This window comes from Acidobacterium sp. FHG110202_01 (assembly GCF_059115305.1).
The window spans coordinates 29,433-53,901 of sequence record NZ_JBZYWJ010000013.1; the positions used below are offsets into that span (position 1 = coordinate 29,433).

Below are 24,469 nucleotides of genomic sequence, written 5' to 3' on the forward strand. Positions count from 1 at the left end.
CGAAGGGTAGCGGAGGGATGACAATTCATAATTAATAGCGCTAGATTCTAATTTTCTCTAGGACACCCAACACGCTTGAAACAGATCGCTATTCTCGGCTCGACTGGATCCATAGGAACGAGCACTCTCAACATCATCGAAAGCTATCCTGAGCGTTTTGCCGTGGCTTCCCTTGCTGCCGGCCGCAACATTGATGCTGCTTTCGAACAGTGCGTGCGCTGGCGGCCGCGCGTGGTTTCCGTCGCTACGGAAGAGCTGGCTGCAAACCTTGCCGTCCGGCTGAAGAGTGCCGGCGTTTCCGGCATTGAGATCGTCTGGGGAACTGAGGGCACGGTCCGCGTGGCCACTTTGCCTGAAGTTGACTTTGTTGTATCAGCGATTGTCGGCGTAGCGGGACTCGAAGCAACCTATGCCGCTGTTGAAGCAGGAAAGGCCATAGGTCTTGCGAATAAAGAGGCGCTGGTCGCAGCAGGGGAAATCCTGACCCGCGCGGCGCGTGCAAAGAATGTGCCGCTGCTGCCGATTGATTCCGAGCACAATGCCGTCCACCAGTGCATGAGAGCTGGCGACAAGCAGGAAGTCCGGCGCATCTGGCTGACGGCTTCCGGTGGTCCATTTCGCACGCTGCCGCTCGACGGCTTCGATTCGATTACGGTGGAGCAGGCCCTCAAGCACCCGACCTGGGTGATGGGGCGGCGCATCACTATTGATTCAGCGACGATGTTCAACAAAGGGCTCGAGGTCATCGAGGCGTGCAGGCTCTTCGATCTGCCTCCATCAGCCGTCAAGGTCACAATCCACCCGCAGTCGACAGTGCATTCGCTGGTGGAATATATCGATGGCAGTATCCTGGCGCAGATTTCGGTCACGGACATGCGGCTGCCGATCCTGTACGCGATGAGTTATCCGGAGCGTGTGGTCTCTGATCTGACCTTTGACATGGCAGCGCTGGGGCAGCTTAATTTTGAGCCGCCGGATTTTGCCCGTTTTCCGTGTCTTCGCCTGGCGTATGAGGCAGCGGAAAAAGGTGGCGCTCATTCCATTGCACTTAACGCCGCGGACGAAATTGCCGTGGAATCGTTCCTGAACAAAGGCATCCCTTTTACCGGGATCGCGCGTACAATAGAAGAAGTACTGCAGGCTATCCCCGAGGCCCATCCGGTGACGATCCGCGAAGTCCTTCAATGTGATGAAAGGGCGCGCGAAATGGCCCGGGAGGCCCTGGTCAGGGCCGGACACGAGATTCCCGTTCACCGCTCCTGATAACCCACGCCCGCTGACTGGTTTTCTAAAAGACAATGCATTTTGCTATTACCGCCCTCCTCTCCATGCTCATGGTGCTCGGCATCATGGTTCTGGTGCACGAATTCGGCCACTTCATCGTGGCCAAGATGTTCCGCGTCCGCGTCGAAGTCTTTTCAATGGGCTTCGGTCCGCGTCTGTTCGGCTTCCGCCATGGCGAGACGGATTATCGCGTGAGCCTGCTGCCGCTTGGCGGCTATGTGAAGATGACGGGCGAAACTCCAGGCGAGGCGCGCACGGGCGATCCGGGCGAGTTTGCTTCGCATCCACGTTGGCAGCGTGCTCTCATTGGGCTGGCTGGTCCCGTTGCGAACTTTATTCTCGCGTTTGTGCTCATGACCGCTTACTACATGATGCACAACGAGGTGGACCAGTATCTCTATGGCCCCGCAGTTGTGGATTTTGTTCCGCAGAACTCTGCCGCTGCACACGCAGGCATCCAGACAGGCGACCTCATCCTGAAGTTCGACAAAGATGTGAATCCGACCTGGGAGAAGGTTCGGATTCGCGCGGCCCTCGACGCAAACTCATCCGTTCCTCTTACTGTGGAGCGTGTGGTCGACGGGCAGACCCAGCAATTCTCGACACAGCTTTATCTGCTCGACGGTACGAAAGGCGATGATTTCGAAGTCGAGTCCATTGGACTGATTCCGCGCTATCAGGCCGATCCCCTGAAGGTGCGTGACGTGGAAGCGACACTTCCGGCAGCGAAGGCCGGGGTTAAACCCGAAGACTTGATTCAGTCGATCAACGGACAGAGCCTGCATTCCGTTCCCGCAGTTATGGCATATCTCGATCAGCAGAATGGCAAGCCTGTTGCTCTGGGACTGCTGCGCGACGGCAAGACACTGACAGTGAATGTCACGCCCACATGGGCTGATAACGGCGCCGGCAAGATGGGCTACAGGCTGGGCTTTACGGCGTATCTGCCTCCGTTCCGCGTAGAACAGCTGCCGCTGCCGCAGGCGATCCGCCATTCTCTCAGTTTCAACCGGCAATACTCCGGTTTGATCCTCGATGTCTTTCATCGACTCCTCACCCGCCAATCGAATATGCAGCAGCTGAGCGGCCCGATCGGCATTGCGCGCCAGACGGGCGAGGCAGTGTCCATGCCGGGATGGCAGCCGATCATCACTCTGATGGCCATCATCAGTCTGAACCTCGGCATCTTCAACCTGCTGCCGATCCCCATTCTCGACGGCGGCATGATCCTGCTGTTGATGATCGAGGGCACGATTCGCCGCGACCTGAACCAGCAGCTGAAGGAACGCATCTACCAGGTGGCGTTTGTCATGCTGGTCCTGTTTGCGGTCTTCGTGATGTTCAATGATGTTTCGAAGTTCAATATCTTTTCGAAGCTGAAGCCATAATCGAAGTACGAAACGCGGGTGCCCCAGGTTCGCGAAGCTAACCTGGGGGCTTTTATTACACTCATCCTGATGCCTCAATCTTCTACTGTCTCCCTGCGTGTCCGTTATGCAGAAACTGACCAGATGGGCGTGGTCTATCATGCGAATTATTTTGTCTGGCTTGAAATGGGGCGCGTGGAGTTTCTGCGTCAGCTGGGATTCGACTACAAACAGATGGAGATTGCCGACGACTGCCATCTGCCGGTTGTCGAAGCAACGTGCCGCTACAAAGCGCCTGCGCGCTATGACGATCAGTTGACGGTAGAAACGCGCGTCGCGGCGATGCGATCGGGCATGATCAAGTTTGTCTACCAGCTCCTGAACGGGTCACAACTGCTTGCCGAGGCGGAGACGACGCACGTGGTCGTCGATGGCAGCATGCAGAGGCGGCCGCTTCCGGAGAAATATGCTGCGGCAATTCGCGCGGCTATCGAATAACTTCCCCGAGCATCCTCGAAGACATTCATAAGCAACCGTCACGCAGCTATACTCATTTCGAGGTAAAGGAGGAGTGGAATGAAGCTTTCTTTTGCTCGCGCGACCATGGCTGTTGCCGCGACGCTCTTGCTGGCCACGGGATGTGAGACGGCCGGCACTAACAAGGCTCATGCCGACTGGCAAGCCATCTCGGATGAAACCACGACAGGCAAGCCGGAGGTTGCAAGTGCCACTTCTGCGACAGGACAGCCGCCGGTTCCGGGATCGCCGACCGCGGCCGGGCCTGATGGCCTGCAGCCCGCGAACGATGATGAGGCGCGTCAGAGCCCGGGCACAGAAGGCGGCAGACCCACTCCGCCGGCAGAGCAGAAGAAAGACTCATTTCAGCGACAGTAGATTGTGAGCCGCGACTAGCGCCGGTTCTTGCGCTTGCTGTCGACTTTCGGCCAGTACTGAAATTCGTCAGCGAAGAGCTCTCCATTCAGATCAGATATGCGCTGCTCCATGCGCGCCTGCGCGTCGGCAATGGCCCGGTTGTAGATCACCGGGCCAATCTCTTCAATAAAGAAGTTAAGCAGCAGCCCTGCCGGCAGCTCGCCGATAGGCTCCGGCATATTCTCCTCAAAGTAGCGCTGGATCGAGGCAACGGCATCGGCGCGAGCCTGCTTGGAGATCTCGAGGGTCATTCTTCGAGCTTACACGCGTGCAGATTCCGCGCCGAAGCCGCCATCCTCTTACTTCAGACCGGCAGGAATTCGCCAGCCGTTGGTATTCTCCGACTTCAACAACAGATAGAAGTCATACGTCTCGTTGTCCACACCTGCGTTGTGGTGTTTCAGCGCGAGCGCCGTGGCTCTCGCCTCGTTCTCCGGTGCTTTCTGGTCGAGGGAGCCGAAGATATCAGTCAGCGTGCAGGGATCCCATGGCGGGGTTGGAATGACAGGAAGCGCTGGAACAGATACATCCTGATTTGCGAAGTCCAGTGCGTAGGCGAGATTGGCAATGTCATTTGAAGCATCGCGCGGCGTGAGTGGCTGTAGCTGCCAGCGCCACTCAATCAGCTTCAGTACAGAAGTGTGGTCATAGACAAGGGAGTTGATGCGCGGTTTTGCCGGATTGCCTTTTGCGAAAGGCGAGACGACCAGGGTCGGGACGCGGCATCCGAGCAATGTCTTTCCATCTACGATGTCGGTGTCAACGTTATTGGCAGCGGCAGCGCGAGGCGGCACAACGTGATCGAAGAATCCGCCCCACTCATCGCGATTGATGATGAGCACGGTCTTTGACCAGTTGGGGCTTGCGGCGAGCGCTTCGACAATCTGCCGGAGAAAAATTTCGCCTTTGCGAAGATCAGCGTGAGGGTGATCATCGTTGCCGGTTCCATCATCGAGTATGGTGTACCACGGATCGACGAAGGAAACAGCAGGCAGCGTTCCGTTGGCGGCATCAGAGAGGAAATCATCAAGCAGTGCTGAGATGCCGATATACTTCAGCCCCCACAGCGCGAGAAATGGGACGTTCGAGTAGTAATACTTGCAGCTGACGCCAGCGCTCTGCAGGCTGTCCCAGATGGTGGGCAGATTGGAGATGGTCAGCGAGTTGTCGAGGCGGTCCGTCTGCGCTGCGTGCTGGAAAACACGGTTAGGAAAAGTCGATGACAGGATGGAAGGGAAGTAGTTGCAGAGCGTTGTGTAGTTGCGCGCGAGCGTGCTGAAAAGCGGCAGGTCTTCTTCGAGGTAGTAACCGATGGCGAAATCATCGTTGGTGCTGGTGCGCAGCCAGCCGTCCATTTTTCCACCGTTGTATTCCGAGCGTCCTCCGGCATAGGAATGGTCGGGATCAGGATGGTCGCAGCCGACGAAGTAGGTCAGGTGATGCGTATTATGGGCGACTCCGCTCGCGTCGAGGTAGGTCAGTCCATCCTGCCTGCCGTTGGCATTGGGCATCCAGCCGAGCAGGTGATCGAAGCTGCGGTTTTCCATCATGACGACAACCACGTGCTCGATGCCGGAAAGCTCCGGGCTGGGCAGAAGGGCATCGAGCGCCTGGGTTTGCGACTGGCTTTGGGCCACTGTGCCTGCTAATGCAGCGCCGGAAACTGTCGCGACGCTGCGCAGAAAATCTCTACGGTTCACACTCATTGGGGGATCTCCATCAAGAGAAAATGGCGTGCGACCGATTTATATTTCTGTGGGGTAAAAGGCGCGTGAATCTGCGTCGAAAAGGTGGATAAAAAGTTCTAAGCAGCAACGCCACGGGGCTTGACGTGTTCGCGAATGAATTGAACGACTGTGTCCAGCGAAGTACCAGGGCCGAAGATGGCGCTCACGCCCTGCGATTTGAGGAACTCGATGTCCTGCTCAGGGATAGTTCCGCCGACAACAACGAGGATGTCGCCGGCATTGTGTTCCTTGAGCAGAGAAGTGACGCGGGGCACAATGGCATTGTGCGCTCCGGAAAGAATGCTCAGGCCGACGCAGTCCACATCTTCCTGAATGGCGGCGTTCACGATCATCTCCGGAGTCTGGCGCAGGCCGGTGTAGATGACTTCCATGCCGGCATCGCGCAGCGCGCGGGCGATTACTTTGGCGCCGCGGTCATGGCCGTCGAGACCGGGCTTGGCAACGAGAACGCGGATGGGAGGCATGAGAACTGCCAAGAATAGCACACAGGGTGCAGTTGTTAGTTCTTAGTCCCCAGTTTCTTAGTTGTGCCGGGGGTCAAGATAACCGGGGACCAGCAACTGATAACTAGTTTCTCGTCGGCAGCAGTTCCATGGGCTCAGTCAGGCTGAAGGTAACGATCGATCCCTTCGGCACCTCTGCAACTTCAGGATGCTGCATCAGCAGATGCGCGGTGACCACGCCTGCGCCGATCAGCGTGCCAACCAGTGCGCCGGTAGGACCGCCAACCTTGGCTCCGACGAGAGCGCCGGTGCCAGCACCTGCGCCGTACTCAACCGCTTCCTTCTTCATGTGCGATGCGGGCTGAATACCGCCTTCATGGTCGGTGCGGGTGTTGGGGGCTTTCGACTGTATGACCTGTCCATAGAGATGGTATGCGCTGCCATCGGGCAGAATGATCACGTCAGGACGCAGGCGCAGCGTTGCGGATGGCCCGAAGTGATGGCCCTGTGAGACAGCTACGACACGTCCGCGCAGCTCAGAGCCTGCGGGGACGATGACCTTGCCATTCTTGTAGACATCGTGTGTGACCTGCGCCTTAAAGGCCGAACCAGCGGTAGTCTCCTGCGTGGAGAGCGCGTCGATCATGCGCACGCGGATGTTCGTGCCCTCTGCCAGCTCATTATTGGGCGAAGGGATATAGCCGACGATATCCTGGTCAGGATTGTAGGGGCGCGTCTCAAGCGTGGCCGCTGGTGCCGGAGCTGCTGCAGGTGCGGAAGCATTCGGAACCGAGGAAACGATGCCTTCATCCTGATCCTGATTGGTTGCGGGCTGCTGTGCAGTTTGCGGCGCAGCAGCCTGAGCTACAGGTGCAGGAGGCGTGTAGGCCGGGGCTGCTGCTGCTGCCGGCGTCGACGGAGATGGTTTTGCAGCAGGCGCCGGTTGATCGCTGTTGGCCACGATGGCGTCATCGGCCGGGGGATTGGAAACTCCCTGATAGGAATTCTGCTGCTGGGCCTGCTGCGCAAACCCGGCAGGCGTTGCAAGCAGCGCGGTAGCGAATGCGATCAGGGCAAGAGAATTTCCAGTCTTCTTCATGAAATCACTCCATCACAATGCAGAACTTTCGAACAAATAGCGGCGCGTGCAAGATCCATGCACCGAGGAACTGAGACTAACTGTCCACAGATATAAACCCGAAATCTGCAGAACAGTCGCGCTCCATCGGAACGCCCAATCAAAGCGTAGTCGAGAGTGCGCAGCTCTTCCAGTAGCAGTTCATCGCATGTACCAGCCGAGGTAACAGGAGGTGATTCAGATGGTTCGTTTTAATCCTGGCTCTTCAACCCGAGCGCTTTCACAATGGCCGGATCAGGAATGGCCTTGCCGTCTTTCTTGGTCACAACACCGAAGTTGGCCTGATAGTCCCACATCGCCCAGCCGATTTTGTGCTTCTCAAATGCAACGCGCATATCATGCAGCCACTGTGCACGCATCGCCGGATCAGCGTAGTCGCGCAGCACTCCGAACTCGCCGCAGTACACGGGAGCATGGTGCAGCTGCGACCACTTCTCCGCGTAAGCAAGAGTCGCGTCGATGCGCTGCGCGTCCCAGTGGTTGAGGCCGTACTGTTCGACCCAGTATTGTCCGGCAATCGTCGGTTCCTGATTTACGTTCGACTGCACTGCTTCCGGAGTCGATGGATAAGGAACACTGCGCAGCGGGCGCACTTGAGAACTGGTCCACGTTGCGCCCTGATGGGTGAAGGGGAACGGCTCGTAGTCGTGAAATGTATAGATGACATTGGGCAGCACAATGGGCTCGAGCGCAAGAAGGTCCTCCAGCCCTGACCAGCGCGCGCCCGCGGCAATGATCGTGTGGTTCGGTGCAGACTCGCGTATCTGCTGCGCGACATAGCTCTCGATGCCTTGCCAGCGGTAGGAATCTTCCTGCTCGGGCTCATTCATGATCTCGAAGAAGACGAGCTCGGGATCAGTAGAAGAGAAGTGCTTCGCCAGCGCGCGCCACAACGCGGCGAAATGCTCCACGTTTTCCGTGCCCTGGCGGAGCTCGGCCTTGTAGTTGCTTTCCGGATGAATATCGATGATGACGGCGAGTTTCTGGTCGAGCATGTCTTTCACCGCATGATCGAGCTCAGTCATAAATGGAGTCGTGCCGTCTGGATTCCTCAGCCATGCGAGCAGCGGTTCAGCATCAATGCTCAGGCGGATGTGATCGAATCCCAGCTGATGGATGAGGGCGATGTCGTCGCTCGTTGTGTAAGAGCGCAGGCGCTCGACAGAGTAGTTACCGGGAGACTGGGCAAACCACATGCTGGCGTTGATTCCGTGCTCGAGGTGCTGCGCTCGGCGAAAGGCGATCTGATCGGATTGCGCGATTCCTGAGGCAGAAAGAAACATGGCAGATAACGCTATCAGCAGACAGTAAAAAGACTTTTTCATCAGGAGTGTCCATTTCCCGTTTCCGTGACCGGGCCTATGCAAAAGCGGCGAATTTTCATTTGCGCGTTAAGCTTGAATGGCAGAATACAAGTTAGACATCATGAGCATCAAGACACTCTCGAGCCGCGAGGTTTACCGCAATCCCTGGCTTCGTCTCCGCGAAGATGAAATTGAGCGCAGCAACGGAACGCACGGTATTTACGGAGTCGTCGATAAAGACGACTGCGCCATCATCATTCCCATCGACGGCGACAAAATTTATCTTGTCGGGCAGTTCCGTTACACCGTGCAGCAACAGGCTTTAGAACTGCCGCAGGGTGGATGGGAGACGGCAGATGTAAATCCGGAAGAACTCGCGCGCGGGGAACTGCGCGAAGAGACGGGCTTCGATGCCGCGGAGATGACCTATCTCGGCATGATGTATGTGGCCTACGGATTTACCAACCAGAAGCAGTATGTGTTTCTTGCCCGCGGATTGACGCATGTGGGCACGGACTTTGATCCGGAGGAGCACGACCTTACGCTGCATTCCTTCACCATCGCCGAGTTTGAGCAGATGCTGGTGGATGGAACCATCCATGACTGCTGCACTCTCGGCGCCTGGGGATTGTATAAGGTCTGGAAAGAGAAGCAGGAAAAATGAAGGTTTTTGTGGCTGCACCACGAGGTTGTGTGAGAACCAGCAAAACTGCAGGTCCTTCGACTGCGTTCCCTTTGGTCACTCTGCTCAGGATGACAATCTGAGCGCTTACACCGCGGGCAGCAGCGCTCTCAATAAAAGAAACAACAGCACTCCCGCAAAAAAGACCAGCGCCATGCGGATGCCCGGCTCGCGATTGACTTCAGGCACAAGGTCGGTGGCGGCTACATAGATTGCAACTCCAGCTGAGAGTGGCAGCCCGGCTTTGACCCACGACGGCAGAATATTGATCACCAGCACGCCGAGCAGCGTGGCCGCCGCGAGCACAGCAGCCGCGACCATCGCTGCGGAACGGCTGCGTCCCGAGGCCAGCATCACCGATGCGACGGTGAATCCTTCCGGAACCTTGTGCAGGAAGATGGCGATGAAGATCAGCCATCCCAGCGCAGCGGAGAGGATGAACCCTGAAGCAATAGCGATGCCATCAAAGAATGCGTGCACAGCCAGTCCCGCCATTACCGAGTAGCTTGTGTGCGCGGAGATGAATTCGTCGTGATGCGTCTCTTCGCCGAAGTGGAAGTGTGGAACGATGGTGTGCTCAAGCAGGTGAACGATGCAGTAGCCGGCGAGCACCAGCACTGCTCCCCAGCGCGCGGAGAAATGAATGCTCTCGGGCAGCATTTCGAGAAAAGCGACCGCTAGCATGAAGCCCGCTCCCATCGCGACCGAGTAGCGGAGATAGCGCTTCTCCCAGTGCGTGCGCACCAGCACCAGGCCGCCGAAAATATCGGCAACTGCCGCCACTGAGCCGAGAATGAGTGAGAGAAGCATAGGTTATAGAGCAAGTCAGCACACCCGCGGCCCAAGCTAAAAAGCGGTCAGCTGAAAACCGGATGGCCTCGTGCTGCCCCGGCCTTAAGCTACCGCTTTTAGCTAACTTGCCGCAGGTGTGCTGGTGGTAATGAAAGACGCCAGTTTTCTATCATAACCTGCTTCTGGCCCGATGCAGGCCACCCTAGAGCAGTTTGAGCTATCCCATTTATATGCACGCTATATTCACGGAAAGGATGCGAACTATGTCAGATCAGAAGCAGCAAGTGCCGAATCCACAGCAGGAAAGGTCCTCGCACGTGAATCAGGGCCAGCAGACTCCACATCAGGAAAGACCCTCCCACATGAATCAGGGCGATCAGTCATTCCGCCCCGACCAGCAGCAGAAAAAAGAGCCGGCAAGCGCGCCGCGTGATGCCGGCAATCAGGATAAATCGCGCAAAGCTTCGTGACTGTTTTAGAAAAGCCCGAGGTCTTTTGCGGCTAATGCTGTGCCTTCAATACGTGCTTTGATTTTCGCGAAGGCAGTCTCGCGCGCTGTGGATGTGTCGTCGGCGAAAGGTGAAAAGCCGCAGTCGTCAGTGGAACCTAACTGTTCGAGCGGGATGAAGGATGCAGCTTCGATCACGCGGTCGCGTACCTGCGCGGGTGTTTCTATGGAAGGATTGATAGGGTCAGTGACGCCAACAAAAATAATCTGGCCGGGTTTCGTATATTTTCCAACCAGGCGAAGAACATCCTCGCGGTGAGGCTCGCTGGCCAGCTGGAGATAGAAGCGGCCCGCACGAAGCTCGAACAGCACCGGCAGCAGGCTGCTGTAATTCACGTCTGCCGAGTGCGTGGAATCGTGATCGCCTCCCGGGCACACATGCACGCCGATACGTTTCTGTTCTGTGAGCGTGAACTGTTCCAGAAGCTGATTGTTGAGATCAACGAAACTGCGTAACAACGCTCCGGAAGGATCGAGCTTGAGCGAAAGGCGCGCTTCGGTGAAATCGATCTGCACAACTTCGGCTCCGGCTTCCAATGCGGAGCGGATGTCTTTCGCTGATTCTTCAAGCAGATCGGATAGGAATGCTTCTCGCGGATAATTTTTAAGACCATCGGCCGGATAGAGCAGGCTGAGAGCAGAAACGGAAATGACAGCCTGCTTCAATGCTTTCGTTGTATGAGGTTTCGCCTGGCGGACAAATGCTCCCGAGTACGTTCCATAGCGGAAAGGACCGGATGTGATTCGTGGAAGCTGGCGTGTATGTCCGTCAGCAAAAGGAATCACCACTCCATCGGGCGCAAGATTGCTGATGCCGTCCAGGGGATAGGTGGCGAAGCTGGATTTTCGCTGCTCACCATCGGTAATAACTGGCGAGCCTGTTTCTTCAAACCGGAGCAGCGTGTCTGCGACAGCAGCTTCATAGACCGCATCGAGCGCATCGCGCGAAATGCGACCTGACGCGAAGAACTGGATCGCTTGAATGAGCTCAAGCGGGCGGGGAATGCTGCCGATCGGTTCGGTTGGAATGGCCATGGCCGCGAGTGTATTTATGCTCGAACCAAGGGGCAATCCATCATTAGGTGGAACTTGAGGATTGAGTAGTACGCGCAGCGGCGAGCAGCACGACCAGCAGGATTCCGGCCAGAAGCACGCCTTCTTCCGTGCGCTCCGAGACAACGTGCAGCTTGTTGAAGGCCACGCGATTAGCATCACTGGCTGCGACGGCGTCAATCGCGCCGCCAGCAGCCAGGCGATAGCCTTCCATCTTCGGAATGATCCAGAACTGAGAGAAGGCAGTGAGCGCCAGCATGACAACCGTGGCCAGGACTGCCGGGATAACGCTGCGCATGTACGCGCCAAGCCGATGCGCTACAACCAGCAGGACGACGATCAGCGTTCCGGCAAAGAGTCCTTCGTAGTGCAGGACGCGCAGGCATTTCGCCACGATGGTTCCTGCCGCATGCGTGTCGGGCAGGGAAGAAAAGGCTGCCGCTGCGACTATGGGGAAGAACATGACTCCGCCGAGCCAGAGGACGACGAGGACGAGAATCAGGGCGCGCAGGATGATCTTCATGAATCGTCAGTATATGACGATTCATGAAGTTGTTAGTTCTTAGTTATCAGTCCCCGGCGATTAAGAACCAGGAACTGAGAAACTGGGGACGAATCACTGATTCTGCACGCCGTACACACTTGATCGCCCGATCAGGCGCTCGATGCGCTTCGGAATCGGAGGATGGGTCGCGAAGAGGCTGGCGAAATCCCGCGTGCTGATCATCGGCTGCACGATAAAGAGGTGAGCGTTGGACGCCGACGCTTGCATTGGGAGACGCTTCGAGTAGGCTTCGAGTTTTTCGAGCGCGCTGGCCAGCGCATACGGATTGCCGGTAATGTGCGCGCCGGTCGCATCGGCTTCGTATTCGCGGGAACGCGAGATGGCGAGCTGAATCAACGTGGCGGCAATCGGCGCGAGGATCAGCATGAAGAGCGCGCCTATGCCGCCTCCACCACGCTCGCGGTCGCGGCTGTCGCCATATCCACCAAAGAGCGAGGCCCAGTAGCCCATGCGCGCCAGCATGGTGATGGCTCCGGCAAGCGTGGCTGCAATAGAGCTGGTGAGAATGTCGCGGTTCCGCACGTGGCCCAGCTCATGCGCGAGGACGCCTTCAAGCTCGTCGTCATTTAAAAGGTTCAGGATGCCCTGAGTCACAGCGACCGAGGCGTGTTTCGGATTGCGACCCGTAGCGAAGGCGTTGGGAGAATCCGTGGGGATGACGTAAATCTTCGGCATGGGCAGACCGATGCGCTGCGTCATGCGCTCCACCACCTGGTAGACGCGGGGCAGCTCTTCACGCGAGGCGGGCTGCGCGCGATACATGGCCAGGGCCATTTTGTCTGAAAAGAAGTAGCTGAAGAAATTCATGCCTGCCGCAAAGACAAAGGCGAGAACCAGTCCATTGCGTCCGCCAAAGTGCTCACCCAGAAAGAGGAGGAAGAGCGTAAGGGCAGTCATCAAGAGAGCAGTCTTAAAGGTGTTCATGGTAGCGGCCCTCCAGTGCTTTTGAACCGCTGTATCTATTGTTTCATGAATGCAAAAAGAGAGAGGTGAGATGCACTTTCATGCAGGCTGGATTATGAAATTATGAATTTGTCTATGGAAAATAAGAAATCGATGCTTATTAATGTTTATTAAATAATAAATAAGAAAATCATTAAATCGTTGTTTTTTTAATTACTTAGTAACTATTTACTGTTTGGCACTTCGACTGCTTTCATTTCATCAAGTTTTCTTTTATTTCCTGGAGTTCAAAGAATGGGTGGTTTCAAAGGCCCGAAGCATATCGGGTCAAAGGCTAGGAGTATTTTCTCAGTCATACATCGATCTCTGACAGTTGTGATCATGTTCGCGGCCGTAACCAGCGGCTTCTTGTTCCCCAACTCAGCCACAGGGCAGGCAATCTCAGTCAACGGCGGTTCGATCCAGGGTACGATTACCGACCAGTCGAATGCCGCAGTCAGCAATGCATCGGTCACGATTTCAAGCACTGAGACCGGCTATTCCAAGGTCATAAAGACAGATGCTGCAGGCTTTTACAGCATCGGGCCTCTGAATCCGGGCACTTACACGATTTCCGTCGAGGCCTCAGGTTTCACCAAGCTGGTTGTGAATACGGTTGTCCGCACGGGCACCGCAACCTCGGGCAACTACAAGCTGAACGTTGGGCCGGCGACGACCACGGAAGTTACCGTCCAGGCAGGCGAGGTCCAGGTCAATACGGATCAGCCGGGTGTTTCCGGAGTCATCAATGCTCAACAGATTGATACCCTTCCGATCAATGGCCGTAACTTTCTTGATCTTGCTCAATTAGAACCGGGCGTTCAGCTCCAGGACGGCAACGCCTTCGATCCTACGAAGGCCGGTTACTCCGCCCTTGCGGTGAACGGCGTCTCCGGTCGCACCACCCGCATCATCCTTGACGGACAGGACATCACTGACGAGAACGTGGGCACGACCATTGTCAACGTCTCTCAGGGCGCTATCGACGAGTTCCAGATCAACCACTCCACGCAGGACGTTTCCGGCGATCTGACCTCGACCGGGCAGGTGCTGGTCTCCACCCGCTCGGGCACCAACCAGTTCCATGGCCAGGCGTTCTATAACTTCCAGGATAACGATGCGGGATTTGCCACCATCCAGGGCGTGAACGTCCCGTTTCAACGCAATCAGTTCGGCGGAAGAATCGGCGGCCCGATCCTGAAGGACAAGCTCTTCTTCTTCGCTGACAGCGAGCGCATCAAGCAGGAGCAGTCGGCTGCGGTTTCGCTCGGCTCACTCCTGTCTGGCATTCAGGCGACCAATGCCTCGATTGGTTCGCCTTATCGGGAAACCTATTCCACTGCTCGCCTGGACTATAGCGGACCGTGGGGCGGACATTATTTCGTTCGCGCAAACTATGACGTGAACGCTTCGGTTGCGGGATCGAACTACTCGCTTTATACCAACCGCGACAACACGCCCGGTATCGTGGGCGGCGCCGATTTCGCGCATGGCAACTTCACCCACAGCTTCCGTGGAGGCTATGAGAAGTTCCACAACATCATCGGCGACGATACGACAGGAAACTCATCGCTCTACAACCCCTATGCCGGCCTGCACGTTTACTGGAGTGCACAGGGACTGCAAACCGGCCCCAATCCGCTGGCCCCGCAGGGTACATTCCAGTCTGACAAGCAGCTCCGCTATGACGGCGGCTGGACCCACGGCGCGCACAACGTGCGCTTCGGCGGCGAGTTCAACCGGCTGCTGGGTGGCGGATTCGCTTCCTTCTACGCGCTTGCTCCGCAGGCAACCATCACCAACTCCACGCTGGTTTCCGGCAATCCGTCGGACCCATTGAATTATCACGTCAGTGCCATGACCTTCGGCAATGGCCAGGGCTACTTCTCAGAGAAGCCGGGCTTCGGTCTGCCGGCAGGCGGACAGGAAGATTGGCGTATCGGGTTCTATCTCACGGACGCATGGAAGGTTCGACCTGACCTGACCCTGACAGCTGGAATTCGTTACAACCGCGACACTGGCCGCGCCAACCAGGATCTGGGTGTCATTCCTTGCTCGGACATTGTTACTGAAAACTTCAGCTCGGTTCCATGCTCGGGCAGCACGCCTCTTCTCGATCAGTTCGGGGCAGGACTGGGCAAGCGCGTCAGCCAGCCGAACATGAACTTCGGTCCTCAGGTTGGCTTCGCCTACAGTGTTGGCGGCACCGGCAAGACCGTTATCCGTGGCGGCTTCGGCGTCTACTATGACAGCAACATCTGGAACAACATCCTGTTTGACCGTGAAAACAGGCTGAAGACTGGTCTCTTCAATCAATATCCTGGAATGAACTGCAGCACCCCGCAGTTGGTATTCCCGGGAGGCAACGTTGTTACCTCCATAAATGGAGTTCCGCTGAGCACAATCTGCTCGCAGCCTCTTTCCCAGTCGGCGCCTAACATCATCGCTCTGCAACAGCAGTACCAGCAGGCGGTGACGCAGGCAGGATCGTCCGGCAACGCCAACCCGAGCTTCGTAGGCGCAACACTGAACCTGCCGAGCGCTTTCTATACTCCGAACTATGTCTCGCCGTATTCGCTGCAATGGAACTTCGGACTGCAGCGGGAAATCCACACGGGCCTGGTTCTCTCCGTTGACTATGTACACAGCGCAACTCTCAAGATCCAGCAGACGGTAGACATGAACCATGTCGGCGCTGCTCGCTATCTTGAGGTTGCAGCCGCTCAGAATGCCATCAACAATACGCTGTCCAGCAATGGCTGGACGAGCATCAATGATGCCATTGCCCATGGAGCCACGATCAATGACTTCATGTCGAACGGCCTTGATTCCGGCAACAATTACCTGAGCGGAAACTCTGCACTCTATGGAGGTGGCACACCGGACACAGGCGCAGCCTTCCCCGGTGCAAATCCCCTGGTAGGCATCGGCAACTTCAGCACTCCGAGCGGACGCGCCGGCTACGACTCTTTCCAGGTCAATCTCCGCCAGCAGAAGTCGCATCCGCTGCCCGGAATTGAGAACTCCAACTTTGAGGTTTCGTACTCCTTCTCGCGCATCGAAACCACTTCGCGCGGCGGATCGAATGCGTTCTTCACCGCAGGCGCATGGGACAACGATGATCCGACCCGCTTTATGGGTCCGGCTGATCTTGACCACAGGCACGCGCTTTCATTTGGCGGATCGTTCCTCTTTGCTCACCATGGTCCGCAAGTAGGCCTGATCGGACATTTCCGCTCATCGGCCCCGAGCAACCTCACGCTGGACAACACCGTACTAAACAACATCTTCCAGACCGATGTGGATGGCGACGGCCAGTCAGGCGACCTGCTGCCGAACACCAATCCTGGCGCTTATATGCGGCAGTATGGTGCAGGCAGCTTGAAGAAGGCGATTGCTGCCTACAACTCGAACTACGCTGGTCAATTGACTCCAGCGGGCAAGGCATTGGTCAACGCCGGACTGTTCACGACCAATCAGCTGGTACAGCTGAATGGCGTGCAACAGCAAATCTACAACGGATCGACGAATGTCTTTGCCAATCCGATGTTCAAGTCGCTCGACGCCAACCTCAGCTATCCGATCAAACTGAAGTTCATCTCAGAGTCGGCCAGCCTGGAACCTGCGATTGCCTTCTACAACGTAGCGAACTTTGCTGCGTGGAATGGTTCTACCGGCACTCTGATTAACACCACCAATGCCAACTCGGACGGCTCGGGTGCCTACAGCTATGTGAACGGCACCAACGGTTTCGATCTCAAGAACCAGAACCGTATACAGCGCGGCGCAGGCACCTTCGACCAGGGCGGACCTCGCTCGACCGAGTTCCAGCTGCGCTTCAACTTCTAACCTGATCTATCTGTCAATGTGACCGCGGAGAGCCATAAGCTCTCCGCATTTTTTTACAACTTTTTGTTAGATATAAGGCAACATTTATACGGATTTCAATAGCCGTCTTTGCTGTTTTGTGTAGGTTATATAACTAGTTAGATAAGACTAAGTAATTCCTGAGTTAATATTCGTGAGTTAGTAACTTCATACTTTTCCTTAAGTTAAATAAATCCTCCCGATCAAAATTCCTGCGGCATGAAGATTGCATCAATCCGGGGCCATGAAATGGCCCCGGTTGTTGCAAATATCGCTAGTTATGCTGCCTATGTTCTTCTTGGTAGGTTCGCCTGCACTGGCGCAGACGACCATCAGCACGGGAAGCATCGTAGGTACAGTGACCGACCCCTCGGGTGCGGTTGTTAGTAACGCTAAAGTAGTCATCACGAATACGGGCACAGGGCAGGCCTCCAGTCTTGTGACCACCTCTTCCGGAACCTTCAACTCGGGTGCAATTGCCCCTGGAACCTACAAGGTAGAGGTATCCGCTGCCGGCTTTAACAACGTAGTTCAAACGGTTACTGTGCAGGTAGGTAATACCTCCACGACAAACATCAAGCTTCCGGTCGGGTCGGGCACCACGACGGTTGAGGTGCAGAGCTCAGCAGTATCGGTAAATACTGAGCAGGCCCAGGTGCAGGGCGTTCTGAGCGCGCAGCAGATCGACAACCTGCCAGTGAATGGCCGCAACTTCCTTGACCTGGCGCAGCTCGAGCCCGGCATCCAGATACAGGATGGGCAGAATTTTGATCCGACCAAGGCAGGATATTCGTCGATCTCCTTCGGCGGGCGCTTCGGACGCACGGCGCGCATCAACGTAGATGGCGTAGACGTGAGCGATGAGACGGTGGGCACGACGACGGAAGACATTCCTGCCAGCGCGATTCAGGAATTCCAGCTGGCGCAGTCCTCGCTCGATATGTCCACCGACCTGACGTCATCGGGTGCAGTGAACGTAACCACCAAGTCCGGCACCAACACCTATCATGGACAGGCTTTCGGATTGTTCCGTGATGCATCGGTAGGCGGCGCGTCATCCCCGGGTGGTCAGAATTTGCCGTTCCAGCGCTCGCAGTTCGGCGGGAATTTAGGCGGCCCCATTCTCAAGGACAAGCTGTTCTTCTTCGGTGATGCGGAGCGCATCAAGCAGGACTCCTTTGCGCCGGTGCTCTTTGGAGATCCTTTCGCCTCATATAACGGTGGATTCAGCGAGCCATTCCGCGAGACCGAAGTTCTGGGCCGCGCAGATTACAGCGTCGGAAATGCAGGGAAACTGTTCTACCGATTCTCTTACTTTGCCAACTCGCTGCCCTCTGATTTCGGCCTGGGTTATGCCGTATATGACAACAAGGACTACACGCGCCAGCATGTTGTTGGATACGACTTCGTCACTGGCTCGTTCAGCCACAGCATCCGCTATTCCTATCTCAAGTTCCAGAATCAGATCGTTGACCTGGTAAAAGGCAGCAGCCTGCCTCTGGCAGATGCGGGTGTGACCATCTCCTCTCAGAACACAAACTTCTATGCAGGCCCGAGCCCGCTGGCTCCGCAGAGCACTCCACAGGCCAACCACGAGCTTAAGTACGACGGCAGCAAATTGATCAAGTCGCATCTGCTGCGCTACGGCATTATGTGGAACCATATTCAGGGCGGCGGCTTTGCCAACTTCTATGGCACGGCTCCGCGCATCCGGCTGCAGGTTAATTCGCAATCGGAGGCGTTTGCGGCTGCGCATGGAGGCGCAGACAATCCGCTGAATTATCCGGAATTTGATGTATCCGTTGGCAATGGCCTTGGCTTCAACACGCTGGAGCCGGCGCTCGGCTTCCCGGCCGGCGGCCTCGGCCCGGACAACCGGCTTGGCATCTACTTCGGCGATGTCTGGAAGTTTTCTCCGAACAGCACTATCACGGTTGGACTTCGCTATGACCGTGATACCGGGCGCACAGACAGCGATCTGCCTGCGATCCCGGAAGTCAATGCGGCATTCCCTGGATTTGGGAATGCTGTGAAGTTGCCAAACGCCAATTTTTCACCGCAGATGGGCTTTGCCTGGGACCCGTTCAACAACGGCAAGACTTCGATTCGCGGCGGTATCGGACTCTATTACGAGAATGTGATTTATAACAATGTTCTCTTTGACCGGCCTCTTCGCCTGCAAACTGGCGCATTCAATCAGGTAAACACAGCCTGCTCTGCGGGTACTCCAAGGCCGGTACAGACAAATAATGGAGCGATTACTCCAGGGCCGGGAGTCTGCGCGAATACCGATGGCAGCCAGATCACAGTAGGACAGGCAATTCCGAATGTTCAGGCCTTCTGGCAGCAGGTGCTCGCCGGCAACCCTCTTGATCTGAATGCGCCGAATCCAAACTACATCGGCAATGACTTGAGCGCGGGGCTCGGCGTGCCTCTCGGATTCTTTGCTCCGAAATACAAAACGCCGCGCTCGGTCCAGATCAATATCGGCGTGCAGCGTGAACTCCGCTCGGGAATGGTGCTGAGCGTTGACTACCTGCGCAATGTGGAAACGCGCGCATTGCTCGGAATCGATGAAAACCACGACGGCGACATTCGTTACTTCAATAAGGCAAATGCACAGGCGGCGATTGCTGCTACGAATGCATCATTCAACTGCAACGATGTGGATTGCGCGATCGCGAATGGGGCGCAGATGACAGACTATGGGAATAATGGTCTTGCTGCCGACACGGATTTTGGACAGGCCTGTATTCAGGCCATCGGTGTGCCGTGCGCTTTTGGGGGAATCAATTCCAGCCAGACTGCATCGACCTTCCTGGAGCCCAGAGGCCGGTCCATTTACAACGCCATGCAGGTAAAGCTGGTGCAGAACCTGAAGCACGTTAACTTCCAGTTTTCCTACAGTCTTTCGCGCCTTGAGAATTCAGGCGGCGCGCTCGCCACTGGAACAGCAGGAGACGGCGATCAGGACTTTGTCATCGGCGCTGCCGACAACAACGAGCCCAACCGTTACTTTGGCCCGAACCTTCTGGACAGAACGCACCAGATATCCTTCGGCGGGTTCGGCGACCTTCCCTGGCACTTTAACCTCGGCGCCATTGCGCACTTCTACAGCCCGCTATCAAGCCCGCTCGCTGTCCCGAACTTTGGCCAGGGGCCGGGCGAGATCTTCCGCAGCGATTTCACTGGTGACGGCACGACGCAGGACCCATTACCGGGAACCCATATGGGCAGCTTCGATCGCGGTATTGATGCGAAGGGCCTGACCAGTGTGATCAACAACTACAACTCAAAGTACGGCAACCAGCCAACGCCCGCCGGACAGGTTCTGGTGAATCAGGGGCTCATGACAGTGGCTCAGCTCCAGGCACTGCAGGGTGTGGCTCCGGTGCTGTCCACGCCCCCTACTGGACAGGTAAATTACAGCTGGCTGCGCGCCTTTGATCTGAATGTGGGTTGGAAGTACACCTTCCTCGAGCGGTACTCGATCCAGCCGAGTGTCGCTTTCTTCAACGTCTTCAACTTCGGCAACTTCAATCTGCCGCCCAACACTCTGAGCGGACTTCTCTCCGGCTCACCGGGCTCTCTCAACGGGACCGATGGCGTCGCCAATGAGACCTTCCGCGTGGGCAACGGCACCGGTGTGTATGCGCTTGGTGCTGCGCGCCAGACGGAGTGGGGATTGAAGTTTACTTTCTGACCATCAAAACCGCAGGCGTTTCATTTAACTCGAAGCGCCTGTGGTTGCTGTACACTGGTCGCCAAGGAGACAGCCTGTATGCGAATGAAAGCACTTGCTATTTCTGCTGTACTGACCCTGGGAGTCGCGGGTCTCTCGGCGCAGTCATCGACCACTGTCAACGGCTTTATCAGTGATTCGCATTGTGGCGCAGCCCACAGTGCGCCCAGTGCTGATGCCGCTAAATGCGTCAAAAGCTGCATGAAGGGCGGTTCCGAGGCAGTGCTGGTGAGCCAGGGCAAGGTCTACAAGCTCAAAGGCGAGGATGCCGCAATCAAGGGCCTTGCAGGGCAGAATGTTACTGTGAGCGGAACAGTCTCAGGTGACACCATCACGGTGACTTCTATATCTGCGCCGAAATCCTGAAGACGCCGCAGAGGCTTAGGATTGCAAGCTTTCTTTTGACCGCTTCGTTGCATGCCCGTTCGAGTTATGGCGTGCATTTGCTGGAATCTTTTTCTTCTCGGCGCGTCTCTGCGCTCGCGTGCGCTTTTTCACTTCTTCTTCTGAATACATCGTCCTGCGGCAATTCGCCGCGCCGCAGTTGCAGAAAGCTGCATCTCCGTCGCCGCCGTCGTAGAGGCAGTAGTCGTAGGTAAGCTCTTCTCCGGCGGCGATGTCACGGATAGCCATGATCCAGACTCGTTCGTCGATCTCGTCAGTCTCGCAGTTCGGGTCGCACGAGTGGTTGATGAACATGGCGGTGCCGTGTCCATCGATCACATAAGACCCGTCGCCAACTCCGAACAAATAAGTTGTCGGCGAGTCCTGGTACTTCTCGTCGGCCGCGTCTTTGGTGATGCGCGGGCCCGTGTATTCAATGACGCGCGCGCCTTTCTTGATGGGGGCAGTGGTGTAGCAGCCCGCCGCATGGATGGCAGAAGAACGTATGATCAGGCTCATTGAGGATTCGTGCTGAGTATAGCTTACGATGAAAGCTTCATTTTGCGGTCCGGACTCTGAAATGTTTTGCGTGCAAGCCTCAAAAATGATGTCTCAAGCTCCGTCAATGTTTCTTCGCGATAGGTAAGCTCCAGATTGCTGTAGATTTTTGCGCCCCGCAGTTTCAGGCAGCGCACTTCTTTGTCGGCAATTCTTTCGACGCATGCCGGGGCGATGGTCACGCCCAGGCCCACGCCGACCAGCCGCATGATCGACAGCCAGTGTGGAGCCTCCTGCACGACCTTTGGGCGGAAGCCGTCCTGCTGGCAGAGACGCATGACCTTGTCCCATGCGTTCAGTCCGACTTCAGGCGAGAAGAGCACGAAGGGCTCGGTGCGGAGATCGGCGACGCGGATTGAGGTTTTCTGCGCGAGCGGATGATGAGCCGCAACCACTGCAATATAGGGTTCGGGCAGCAGAACTTCCGTATGCAAGCCCTCTTCTTCGGTGCCCGCGTCGCGCGTGAAGCCAATGTCGGCGGTGCCGTCGCGCAGCGCATGCAGAAGGGCACTGGTGTAAAGCTCGCGCAGGCGCAGCTCGACTTCAGGGAATTGCCGGCGGTATGTGCTCAGCATGCGCGGAAGCACGGTCAGCATGGACGATGCTATGAAGGCTACGGTGAGCGTACCCACTTCGCCACGACCAATACGCCGCGTGCTATGCACGTCTTCTGAAACTTTGCGCAGCGTCTGCTGAGCGCGCTTCAGCAGTTCTTCGCCTGCCGCAGTGAGCCGCACATTGCGCGATGTGCGCAACAGCAGCGGATGGCCGATGGTCTCTTCAAGCTTGCGTATCTGCTGCGAAAGAGGAGGCTGCGCGATGTGCAGGCGCTGCGCCGCGCGGCCAAAATGCAGCTCTTCTGCAACGGCGACAAAATAGCGCAGGTGGCGCAGTTCAATGTCATCTATATTCATTTCGTCTCAATACAGACAAACAATATATTGGACATCTTACTGGTCGGGGCGATTGAATGACAATCAAGAGGTAAAAGCGAGATGCAGGCTGTGATGGAGATTACCTACCGCGAATATCGTGATGGAGATGCCGAAGTCTTCTGGGCATTGAACGAGCAGTGGATTGCAAAGTATTTCGTCCTTGAAGAAAAAGACATCGAGATACTGAGTGATCCGGAGAAGCACATCCTTGAGCCGGGAGGCCATATTTATTTCGCGACGCTCGATGACGAGACCGTCGGCTGCTGCGCCCTGATCGTGAACGGATCGCGCTCCTACGAAGTCGCCAAGATGGCTGTCAGCGAAGAACATCGCAATAAGGGCATCGGCAAGGCACTGCTCAGGCATGTGATTGAGGAGGCTCGTAAGCTGGGTGCTCACAAATTGACGCTGGAAACCAGCAGCAAGCTGAGCAATGCAATCCATGTCTATGAGTCGGTTGGATTTCTGCATATCGATCCGGCAAAGGTCGAACCCTCCCCTTACAAACGGGCCGAGGTGTTCATGGAGATGTTTCTGTAAAAAGATTTCTCCCATCCTTTTGTTTCGCCGCCGCGTCTACTCTTAAAGAAGGAAAGATGAGACATTTCCTTAAAAAGATGATGCGGCATTTTCTTTTTAGCTCGGTGCTTGTGGTCGGACTGGCAGCCTCTGGCTTTGCGCAGCAACAGCAGCAATCGTCCGATCCATATGCGCCGCCTCCAGCTCAGCCGAAGCCGCCCTCAGCGTTGCCCGACAAAAGCGACAAAAACTGCAGTGGCCAGGCAACAAAGGGATCAGGTGGTGCATGGAAGTCCAGCAGCACCTGTCCTCCCGCCTCACAGGACCAGAACACGCCTCCGTTGACAACGGGCCAGAACTCCGGCCAGCAGGCGCAGCCGAAGAAGTCCACTTCGGCCGACAATCCATTTCCTGAAGATGTATCGGAGAAGGCCGCAGCCAAGGCAAAAGAGGAAGACTCAAAGTCTGCGCCCGCTGCTTCTACTGGCGAAAGCTCAAGCGACGACAGCACGAAGAACCTCGATCTCGAAGGAGACAGAGGCAGCCGCATCTCAAATGGCGCAGGTGGTGTAGTCCACGACCCGCAGCTTTCTGAGCGCGACGTGCATGTAGGCGAGTTCTATCTGAACCGCGAGGACTATAAGGGCGCCTACGAGCGCTTCAAGGAAGCAACCCAGGCCGACCCGGCCAATTCCGACGCAGTTTTCTATCTGGCTGAGGCAGCGCGACACCTGAACCATAAGGATGAAGCCGTCCAGAATTATCAGCTCTACCTGGCCGCTCTGCCCGAAGGGGCAAAAGCGAAGACAGCGCGCAAGGCGCTGCAGGGTCTGACCGATAAGCGATAGGCATCTATTATTTAGCGGAAAAATTGCATATACCACTTTAAGGTTTGATGGCCGAAAAAGATGGTATAGATCCCCGCTGCCGAGAGGAATGATCCCAGTGGAATGGCATAGCTCGAAGCCTTGCTCTTTGTCGGCTGCTTTGAAGGATCAGGCTTTCGCCTGATCGCAATCAACCCGAAGATAGCTGCCGCCACCACTCCGAGAAAGAGAGCAAGAAGCGCCCGTCTCGGGCCGAGCCAGGCCGCGATCATGGCGAAGAGTTTCGCATCGCCGAGTCCCATGCCTTCGTGGCGGCGGATGAGGAAGTAGGCTCCGCGAATGATGAACAGCAACAAGCCTGCAAGCAGAGCATAGAGAAGCGACCACAAAGCCGCGTGCGCCCCGCCGGCAAGCCCGGAATACAGAACGCCGGAAGCAACGCCCGGGATGGTGAAAGTATCGGGCAGCAGCATGGTCTCCGCATCCATCACGGCTAGCCCGAGCAGCAGCAGGCATAGTATGACCATTCCGGCGGCTTCAAAAGTAAGCCCGAAGACAAGATAGACAAACAGGAAGAGCGAGGCTGTTCCCAGCTCAACCAGCGGATAGCGCCGGGGGATTGGCCATTTGCAGTAGCGGCAATGCCCGCGAAGCAGAAACCAGCTCAGAAAGGGAATGTTGTCCCGAGTGGAAATAAATTTTTTGCAGTTGGGGCAATGCGACGGCGGCCGCACGATCGATTGATACTTCGGCAGGCGCGAGATGCAGACATTCAGGAAGCTGCCGAAGGCAAGTCCGAAGAGCACTGAAAAGATAGCGGCGAGAAAAGTCACTGAAGGAAGTATAGAAAACCCCCGGGAGCTACTTTATTAAGATGC

General features: G+C 56.3%; 23 protein-coding genes. 11 read left to right on the plus strand and 12 right to left on the minus strand.

Features of this window, described 5'->3' with window-relative positions:
* Positions 1–75: 75 nt before the first annotated feature.
* From AC5S16_RS22035 to AC5S16_RS22050, 4 genes are all read left to right on the plus strand, one after another.
* A complete protein-coding gene (locus tag AC5S16_RS22035) occupies positions 76–1,263 on the plus strand; it encodes a 1-deoxy-D-xylulose-5-phosphate reductoisomerase (protein ID WP_493932278.1) in 1,188 nt (395 codons plus the stop codon).
* Between the two features lie 35 nt (positions 1,264–1,298).
* Positions 1,299–2,672: an RIP metalloprotease RseP gene (rseP, locus tag AC5S16_RS22040; RefSeq protein ID WP_493932279.1), complete on the plus strand. Its 1,374-nt coding sequence runs from the start codon at positions 1,299–1,301 to the stop codon at positions 2,670–2,672.
* 18 nt (positions 2,673–2,690) lie between these two features.
* On the plus strand, positions 2,691–3,149 hold the full coding sequence (locus tag AC5S16_RS22045) for an acyl-CoA thioesterase (protein ID WP_493932280.1): 459 nt from the start codon (positions 2,691–2,693) through the stop codon (positions 3,147–3,149).
* A gap of 78 nt (positions 3,150–3,227) precedes the next feature.
* Complete coding sequence (locus AC5S16_RS22050) at positions 3,228–3,545, plus strand: hypothetical protein (protein ID WP_493932281.1); 318 nt, start codon at positions 3,228–3,230, stop codon at positions 3,543–3,545.
* Between the two features lie 14 nt (positions 3,546–3,559).
* On the opposite strand, the gene AC5S16_RS22055 is transcribed toward AC5S16_RS22050, so the two are convergent.
* From AC5S16_RS22055 to AC5S16_RS22075, 5 genes are all read right to left on the minus strand, one after another.
* Positions 3,560–3,835, minus strand: a complete 276-nt coding sequence (locus tag AC5S16_RS22055; protein WP_493932282.1) for a DUF2164 domain-containing protein — start codon at positions 3,833–3,835, stop codon at positions 3,560–3,562.
* Between the two features lie 48 nt (positions 3,836–3,883).
* Positions 3,884–5,290, minus strand: coding sequence for an alkaline phosphatase family protein (locus tag AC5S16_RS22060; RefSeq protein ID WP_493932283.1), 1,407 nt, complete (start codon positions 5,288–5,290; stop codon positions 3,884–3,886).
* 98 nt (positions 5,291–5,388) lie between these two features.
* Entirely contained in the window at positions 5,389–5,796 is a 408-nt protein-coding gene (locus tag AC5S16_RS22065; protein WP_493932284.1) for a cobalamin B12-binding domain-containing protein, read from the minus strand.
* A gap of 103 nt (positions 5,797–5,899) precedes the next feature.
* Positions 5,900–6,874, minus strand: a complete 975-nt coding sequence (locus tag AC5S16_RS22070; RefSeq protein WP_493932285.1) for a TraB/TrbI/VirB10 family type IV secretion system protein — start codon at positions 6,872–6,874, stop codon at positions 5,900–5,902.
* 230 nt (positions 6,875–7,104) lie between these two features.
* Positions 7,105–8,238, minus strand: coding sequence for a glycoside hydrolase family 5 protein (locus tag AC5S16_RS22075; protein ID WP_493932286.1), 1,134 nt, complete (start codon positions 8,236–8,238; stop codon positions 7,105–7,107).
* Positions 8,239–8,338: 100 nt separating this feature from the next.
* Between AC5S16_RS22075 and AC5S16_RS22080 the strand changes: the two genes are divergently transcribed.
* Positions 8,339–8,881 (plus strand): NUDIX domain-containing protein, encoded by a 543-nt coding sequence (locus AC5S16_RS22080; RefSeq protein ID WP_493932287.1) that lies wholly within the window; start codon positions 8,339–8,341, stop codon positions 8,879–8,881.
* A gap of 105 nt (positions 8,882–8,986) precedes the next feature.
* Here the strand turns inward: AC5S16_RS22080 and AC5S16_RS22085 are convergent, their stop codons facing one another.
* Positions 8,987–9,709: a ZIP family metal transporter gene (locus AC5S16_RS22085; protein WP_493932288.1), complete on the minus strand. Its 723-nt coding sequence runs from the start codon at positions 9,707–9,709 to the stop codon at positions 8,987–8,989.
* A 245-nt stretch (positions 9,710–9,954) separates the two neighbouring features.
* Between AC5S16_RS22085 and AC5S16_RS22090 the strand changes: the two genes are divergently transcribed.
* Positions 9,955–10,161, plus strand: coding sequence for a hypothetical protein (locus AC5S16_RS22090; protein WP_493932289.1), 207 nt, complete (start codon positions 9,955–9,957; stop codon positions 10,159–10,161).
* Between the two features lie 5 nt (positions 10,162–10,166).
* Here the strand turns inward: AC5S16_RS22090 and AC5S16_RS22095 are convergent, their stop codons facing one another.
* From AC5S16_RS22095 to AC5S16_RS22105, 3 genes are all read right to left on the minus strand, one after another.
* On the minus strand, positions 10,167–11,234 hold the full coding sequence (locus AC5S16_RS22095) for a cobalamin-independent methionine synthase II family protein (protein WP_493932290.1): 1,068 nt from the start codon (positions 11,232–11,234) through the stop codon (positions 10,167–10,169).
* A 43-nt stretch (positions 11,235–11,277) separates the two neighbouring features.
* Complete coding sequence (locus tag AC5S16_RS22100) at positions 11,278–11,775, minus strand: DUF4149 domain-containing protein (RefSeq protein WP_493932291.1); 498 nt, start codon at positions 11,773–11,775, stop codon at positions 11,278–11,280.
* Positions 11,776–11,868: 93 nt separating this feature from the next.
* A complete protein-coding gene (locus AC5S16_RS22105; protein ID WP_493932292.1) occupies positions 11,869–12,741 on the minus strand; it encodes a zinc metalloprotease HtpX in 873 nt (290 codons plus the stop codon).
* A 360-nt stretch (positions 12,742–13,101) separates the two neighbouring features.
* Here AC5S16_RS22105 and AC5S16_RS22110 point away from each other — a divergent pair, with 360 nt between their 5' ends.
* The 3 genes from AC5S16_RS22110 (at position 13,102) to AC5S16_RS22120 (ending at position 20,734) form a co-directional block, all read left to right on the plus strand.
* Entirely contained in the window at positions 13,102–16,608 is a 3,507-nt protein-coding gene (locus AC5S16_RS22110; protein ID WP_493932293.1) for a TonB-dependent receptor, read from the plus strand.
* Between the two features lie 307 nt (positions 16,609–16,915).
* Positions 16,916–20,329 (plus strand): TonB-dependent receptor, encoded by a 3,414-nt coding sequence (locus AC5S16_RS22115; protein WP_493932294.1) that lies wholly within the window; start codon positions 16,916–16,918, stop codon positions 20,327–20,329.
* A 78-nt stretch (positions 20,330–20,407) separates the two neighbouring features.
* The gene (locus AC5S16_RS22120; RefSeq protein ID WP_493932295.1) at positions 20,408–20,734 is read left to right on the plus strand and encodes a hypothetical protein; all 327 of its coding nucleotides are present in this window, start codon (positions 20,408–20,410) and stop codon (positions 20,732–20,734) included.
* A 15-nt stretch (positions 20,735–20,749) separates the two neighbouring features.
* Here the strand turns inward: AC5S16_RS22120 and AC5S16_RS22125 are convergent, their stop codons facing one another.
* Both AC5S16_RS22125 and AC5S16_RS22130 read right to left on the minus strand, forming a co-directional pair.
* Positions 20,750–21,271: an SET domain-containing protein gene (locus AC5S16_RS22125; RefSeq protein WP_493932296.1), complete on the minus strand. Its 522-nt coding sequence runs from the start codon at positions 21,269–21,271 to the stop codon at positions 20,750–20,752.
* A 23-nt stretch (positions 21,272–21,294) separates the two neighbouring features.
* On the minus strand, positions 21,295–22,224 hold the full coding sequence (locus AC5S16_RS22130; RefSeq protein ID WP_493932297.1) for a LysR substrate-binding domain-containing protein: 930 nt from the start codon (positions 22,222–22,224) through the stop codon (positions 21,295–21,297).
* Positions 22,225–22,305: 81 nt separating this feature from the next.
* Here AC5S16_RS22130 and AC5S16_RS22135 point away from each other — a divergent pair, with 81 nt between their 5' ends.
* Positions 22,306–22,785: a GNAT family N-acetyltransferase gene (locus AC5S16_RS22135; protein ID WP_493932298.1), complete on the plus strand. Its 480-nt coding sequence runs from the start codon at positions 22,306–22,308 to the stop codon at positions 22,783–22,785.
* Positions 22,786–22,841: 56 nt separating this feature from the next.
* Positions 22,842–23,612, plus strand: a complete 771-nt coding sequence (locus AC5S16_RS22140) for a tetratricopeptide repeat protein (RefSeq protein WP_493932299.1) — start codon at positions 22,842–22,844, stop codon at positions 23,610–23,612.
* Between the two features lie 11 nt (positions 23,613–23,623).
* On the opposite strand, the gene AC5S16_RS22145 is transcribed toward AC5S16_RS22140, so the two are convergent.
* Positions 23,624–24,424 carry a prepilin peptidase gene (locus AC5S16_RS22145; RefSeq protein WP_493932300.1) on the minus strand — a complete coding sequence of 267 codons (801 nt, stop codon included), beginning with the start codon at positions 24,422–24,424 and terminating at the stop codon, positions 23,624–23,626.
* Positions 24,425–24,469 lie beyond the last annotated feature (45 nt).

Excerpts from the sequence above, each read along its gene's own strand:
- rseP (WP_493932279.1), top strand. The coding sequence starts at position 1,299 with ATGCATTTTGCTATTACCGCCCTCCTCTCCATGCTCATGGTGCTCGGC.
- AC5S16_RS22050 (WP_493932281.1), top strand. The coding sequence starts at position 3,228 with ATGAAGCTTTCTTTTGCTCGCGCGACCATGGCTGTTGCCGCGACGCTC.
- AC5S16_RS22055 (WP_493932282.1), bottom strand. The coding sequence starts at position 3,835 with ATGACCCTCGAGATCTCCAAGCAGGCTCGCGCCGATGCCGTTGCCTCG.
- AC5S16_RS22060 (WP_493932283.1), bottom strand. The coding sequence starts at position 5,290 with ATGAGTGTGAACCGTAGAGATTTTCTGCGCAGCGTCGCGACAGTTTCC.
- AC5S16_RS22065 (WP_493932284.1), bottom strand. The coding sequence starts at position 5,796 with ATGCCTCCCATCCGCGTTCTCGTTGCCAAGCCCGGTCTCGACGGCCAT.
- AC5S16_RS22070 (WP_493932285.1), bottom strand. The coding sequence starts at position 6,874 with ATGAAGAAGACTGGAAATTCTCTTGCCCTGATCGCATTCGCTACCGCG.
- AC5S16_RS22075 (WP_493932286.1), bottom strand. The coding sequence starts at position 8,238 with ATGAAAAAGTCTTTTTACTGTCTGCTGATAGCGTTATCTGCCATGTTT.
- AC5S16_RS22080 (WP_493932287.1), top strand. The coding sequence starts at position 8,339 with ATGAGCATCAAGACACTCTCGAGCCGCGAGGTTTACCGCAATCCCTGG.
- AC5S16_RS22085 (WP_493932288.1), bottom strand. The coding sequence starts at position 9,709 with ATGCTTCTCTCACTCATTCTCGGCTCAGTGGCGGCAGTTGCCGATATT.
- AC5S16_RS22090 (WP_493932289.1), top strand. The coding sequence starts at position 9,955 with ATGTCAGATCAGAAGCAGCAAGTGCCGAATCCACAGCAGGAAAGGTCC.
- AC5S16_RS22095 (WP_493932290.1), bottom strand. The coding sequence starts at position 11,234 with ATGGCCATTCCAACCGAACCGATCGGCAGCATTCCCCGCCCGCTTGAG.
- AC5S16_RS22100 (WP_493932291.1), bottom strand. The coding sequence starts at position 11,775 with ATGAAGATCATCCTGCGCGCCCTGATTCTCGTCCTCGTCGTCCTCTGG.
- AC5S16_RS22105 (WP_493932292.1), bottom strand. The coding sequence starts at position 12,741 with ATGAACACCTTTAAGACTGCTCTCTTGATGACTGCCCTTACGCTCTTC.
- AC5S16_RS22110 (WP_493932293.1), top strand. The coding sequence starts at position 13,102 with ATGTTCGCGGCCGTAACCAGCGGCTTCTTGTTCCCCAACTCAGCCACA.
- AC5S16_RS22115 (WP_493932294.1), top strand. The coding sequence starts at position 16,916 with ATGTTCTTCTTGGTAGGTTCGCCTGCACTGGCGCAGACGACCATCAGC.
- AC5S16_RS22120 (WP_493932295.1), top strand. The coding sequence starts at position 20,408 with ATGCGAATGAAAGCACTTGCTATTTCTGCTGTACTGACCCTGGGAGTC.
- AC5S16_RS22125 (WP_493932296.1), bottom strand. The coding sequence starts at position 21,271 with ATGAGCCTGATCATACGTTCTTCTGCCATCCATGCGGCGGGCTGCTAC.
- AC5S16_RS22130 (WP_493932297.1), bottom strand. The coding sequence starts at position 22,224 with ATGAATATAGATGACATTGAACTGCGCCACCTGCGCTATTTTGTCGCC.
- AC5S16_RS22135 (WP_493932298.1), top strand. The coding sequence starts at position 22,306 with ATGCAGGCTGTGATGGAGATTACCTACCGCGAATATCGTGATGGAGAT.
- AC5S16_RS22140 (WP_493932299.1), top strand. The coding sequence starts at position 22,842 with ATGAGACATTTCCTTAAAAAGATGATGCGGCATTTTCTTTTTAGCTCG.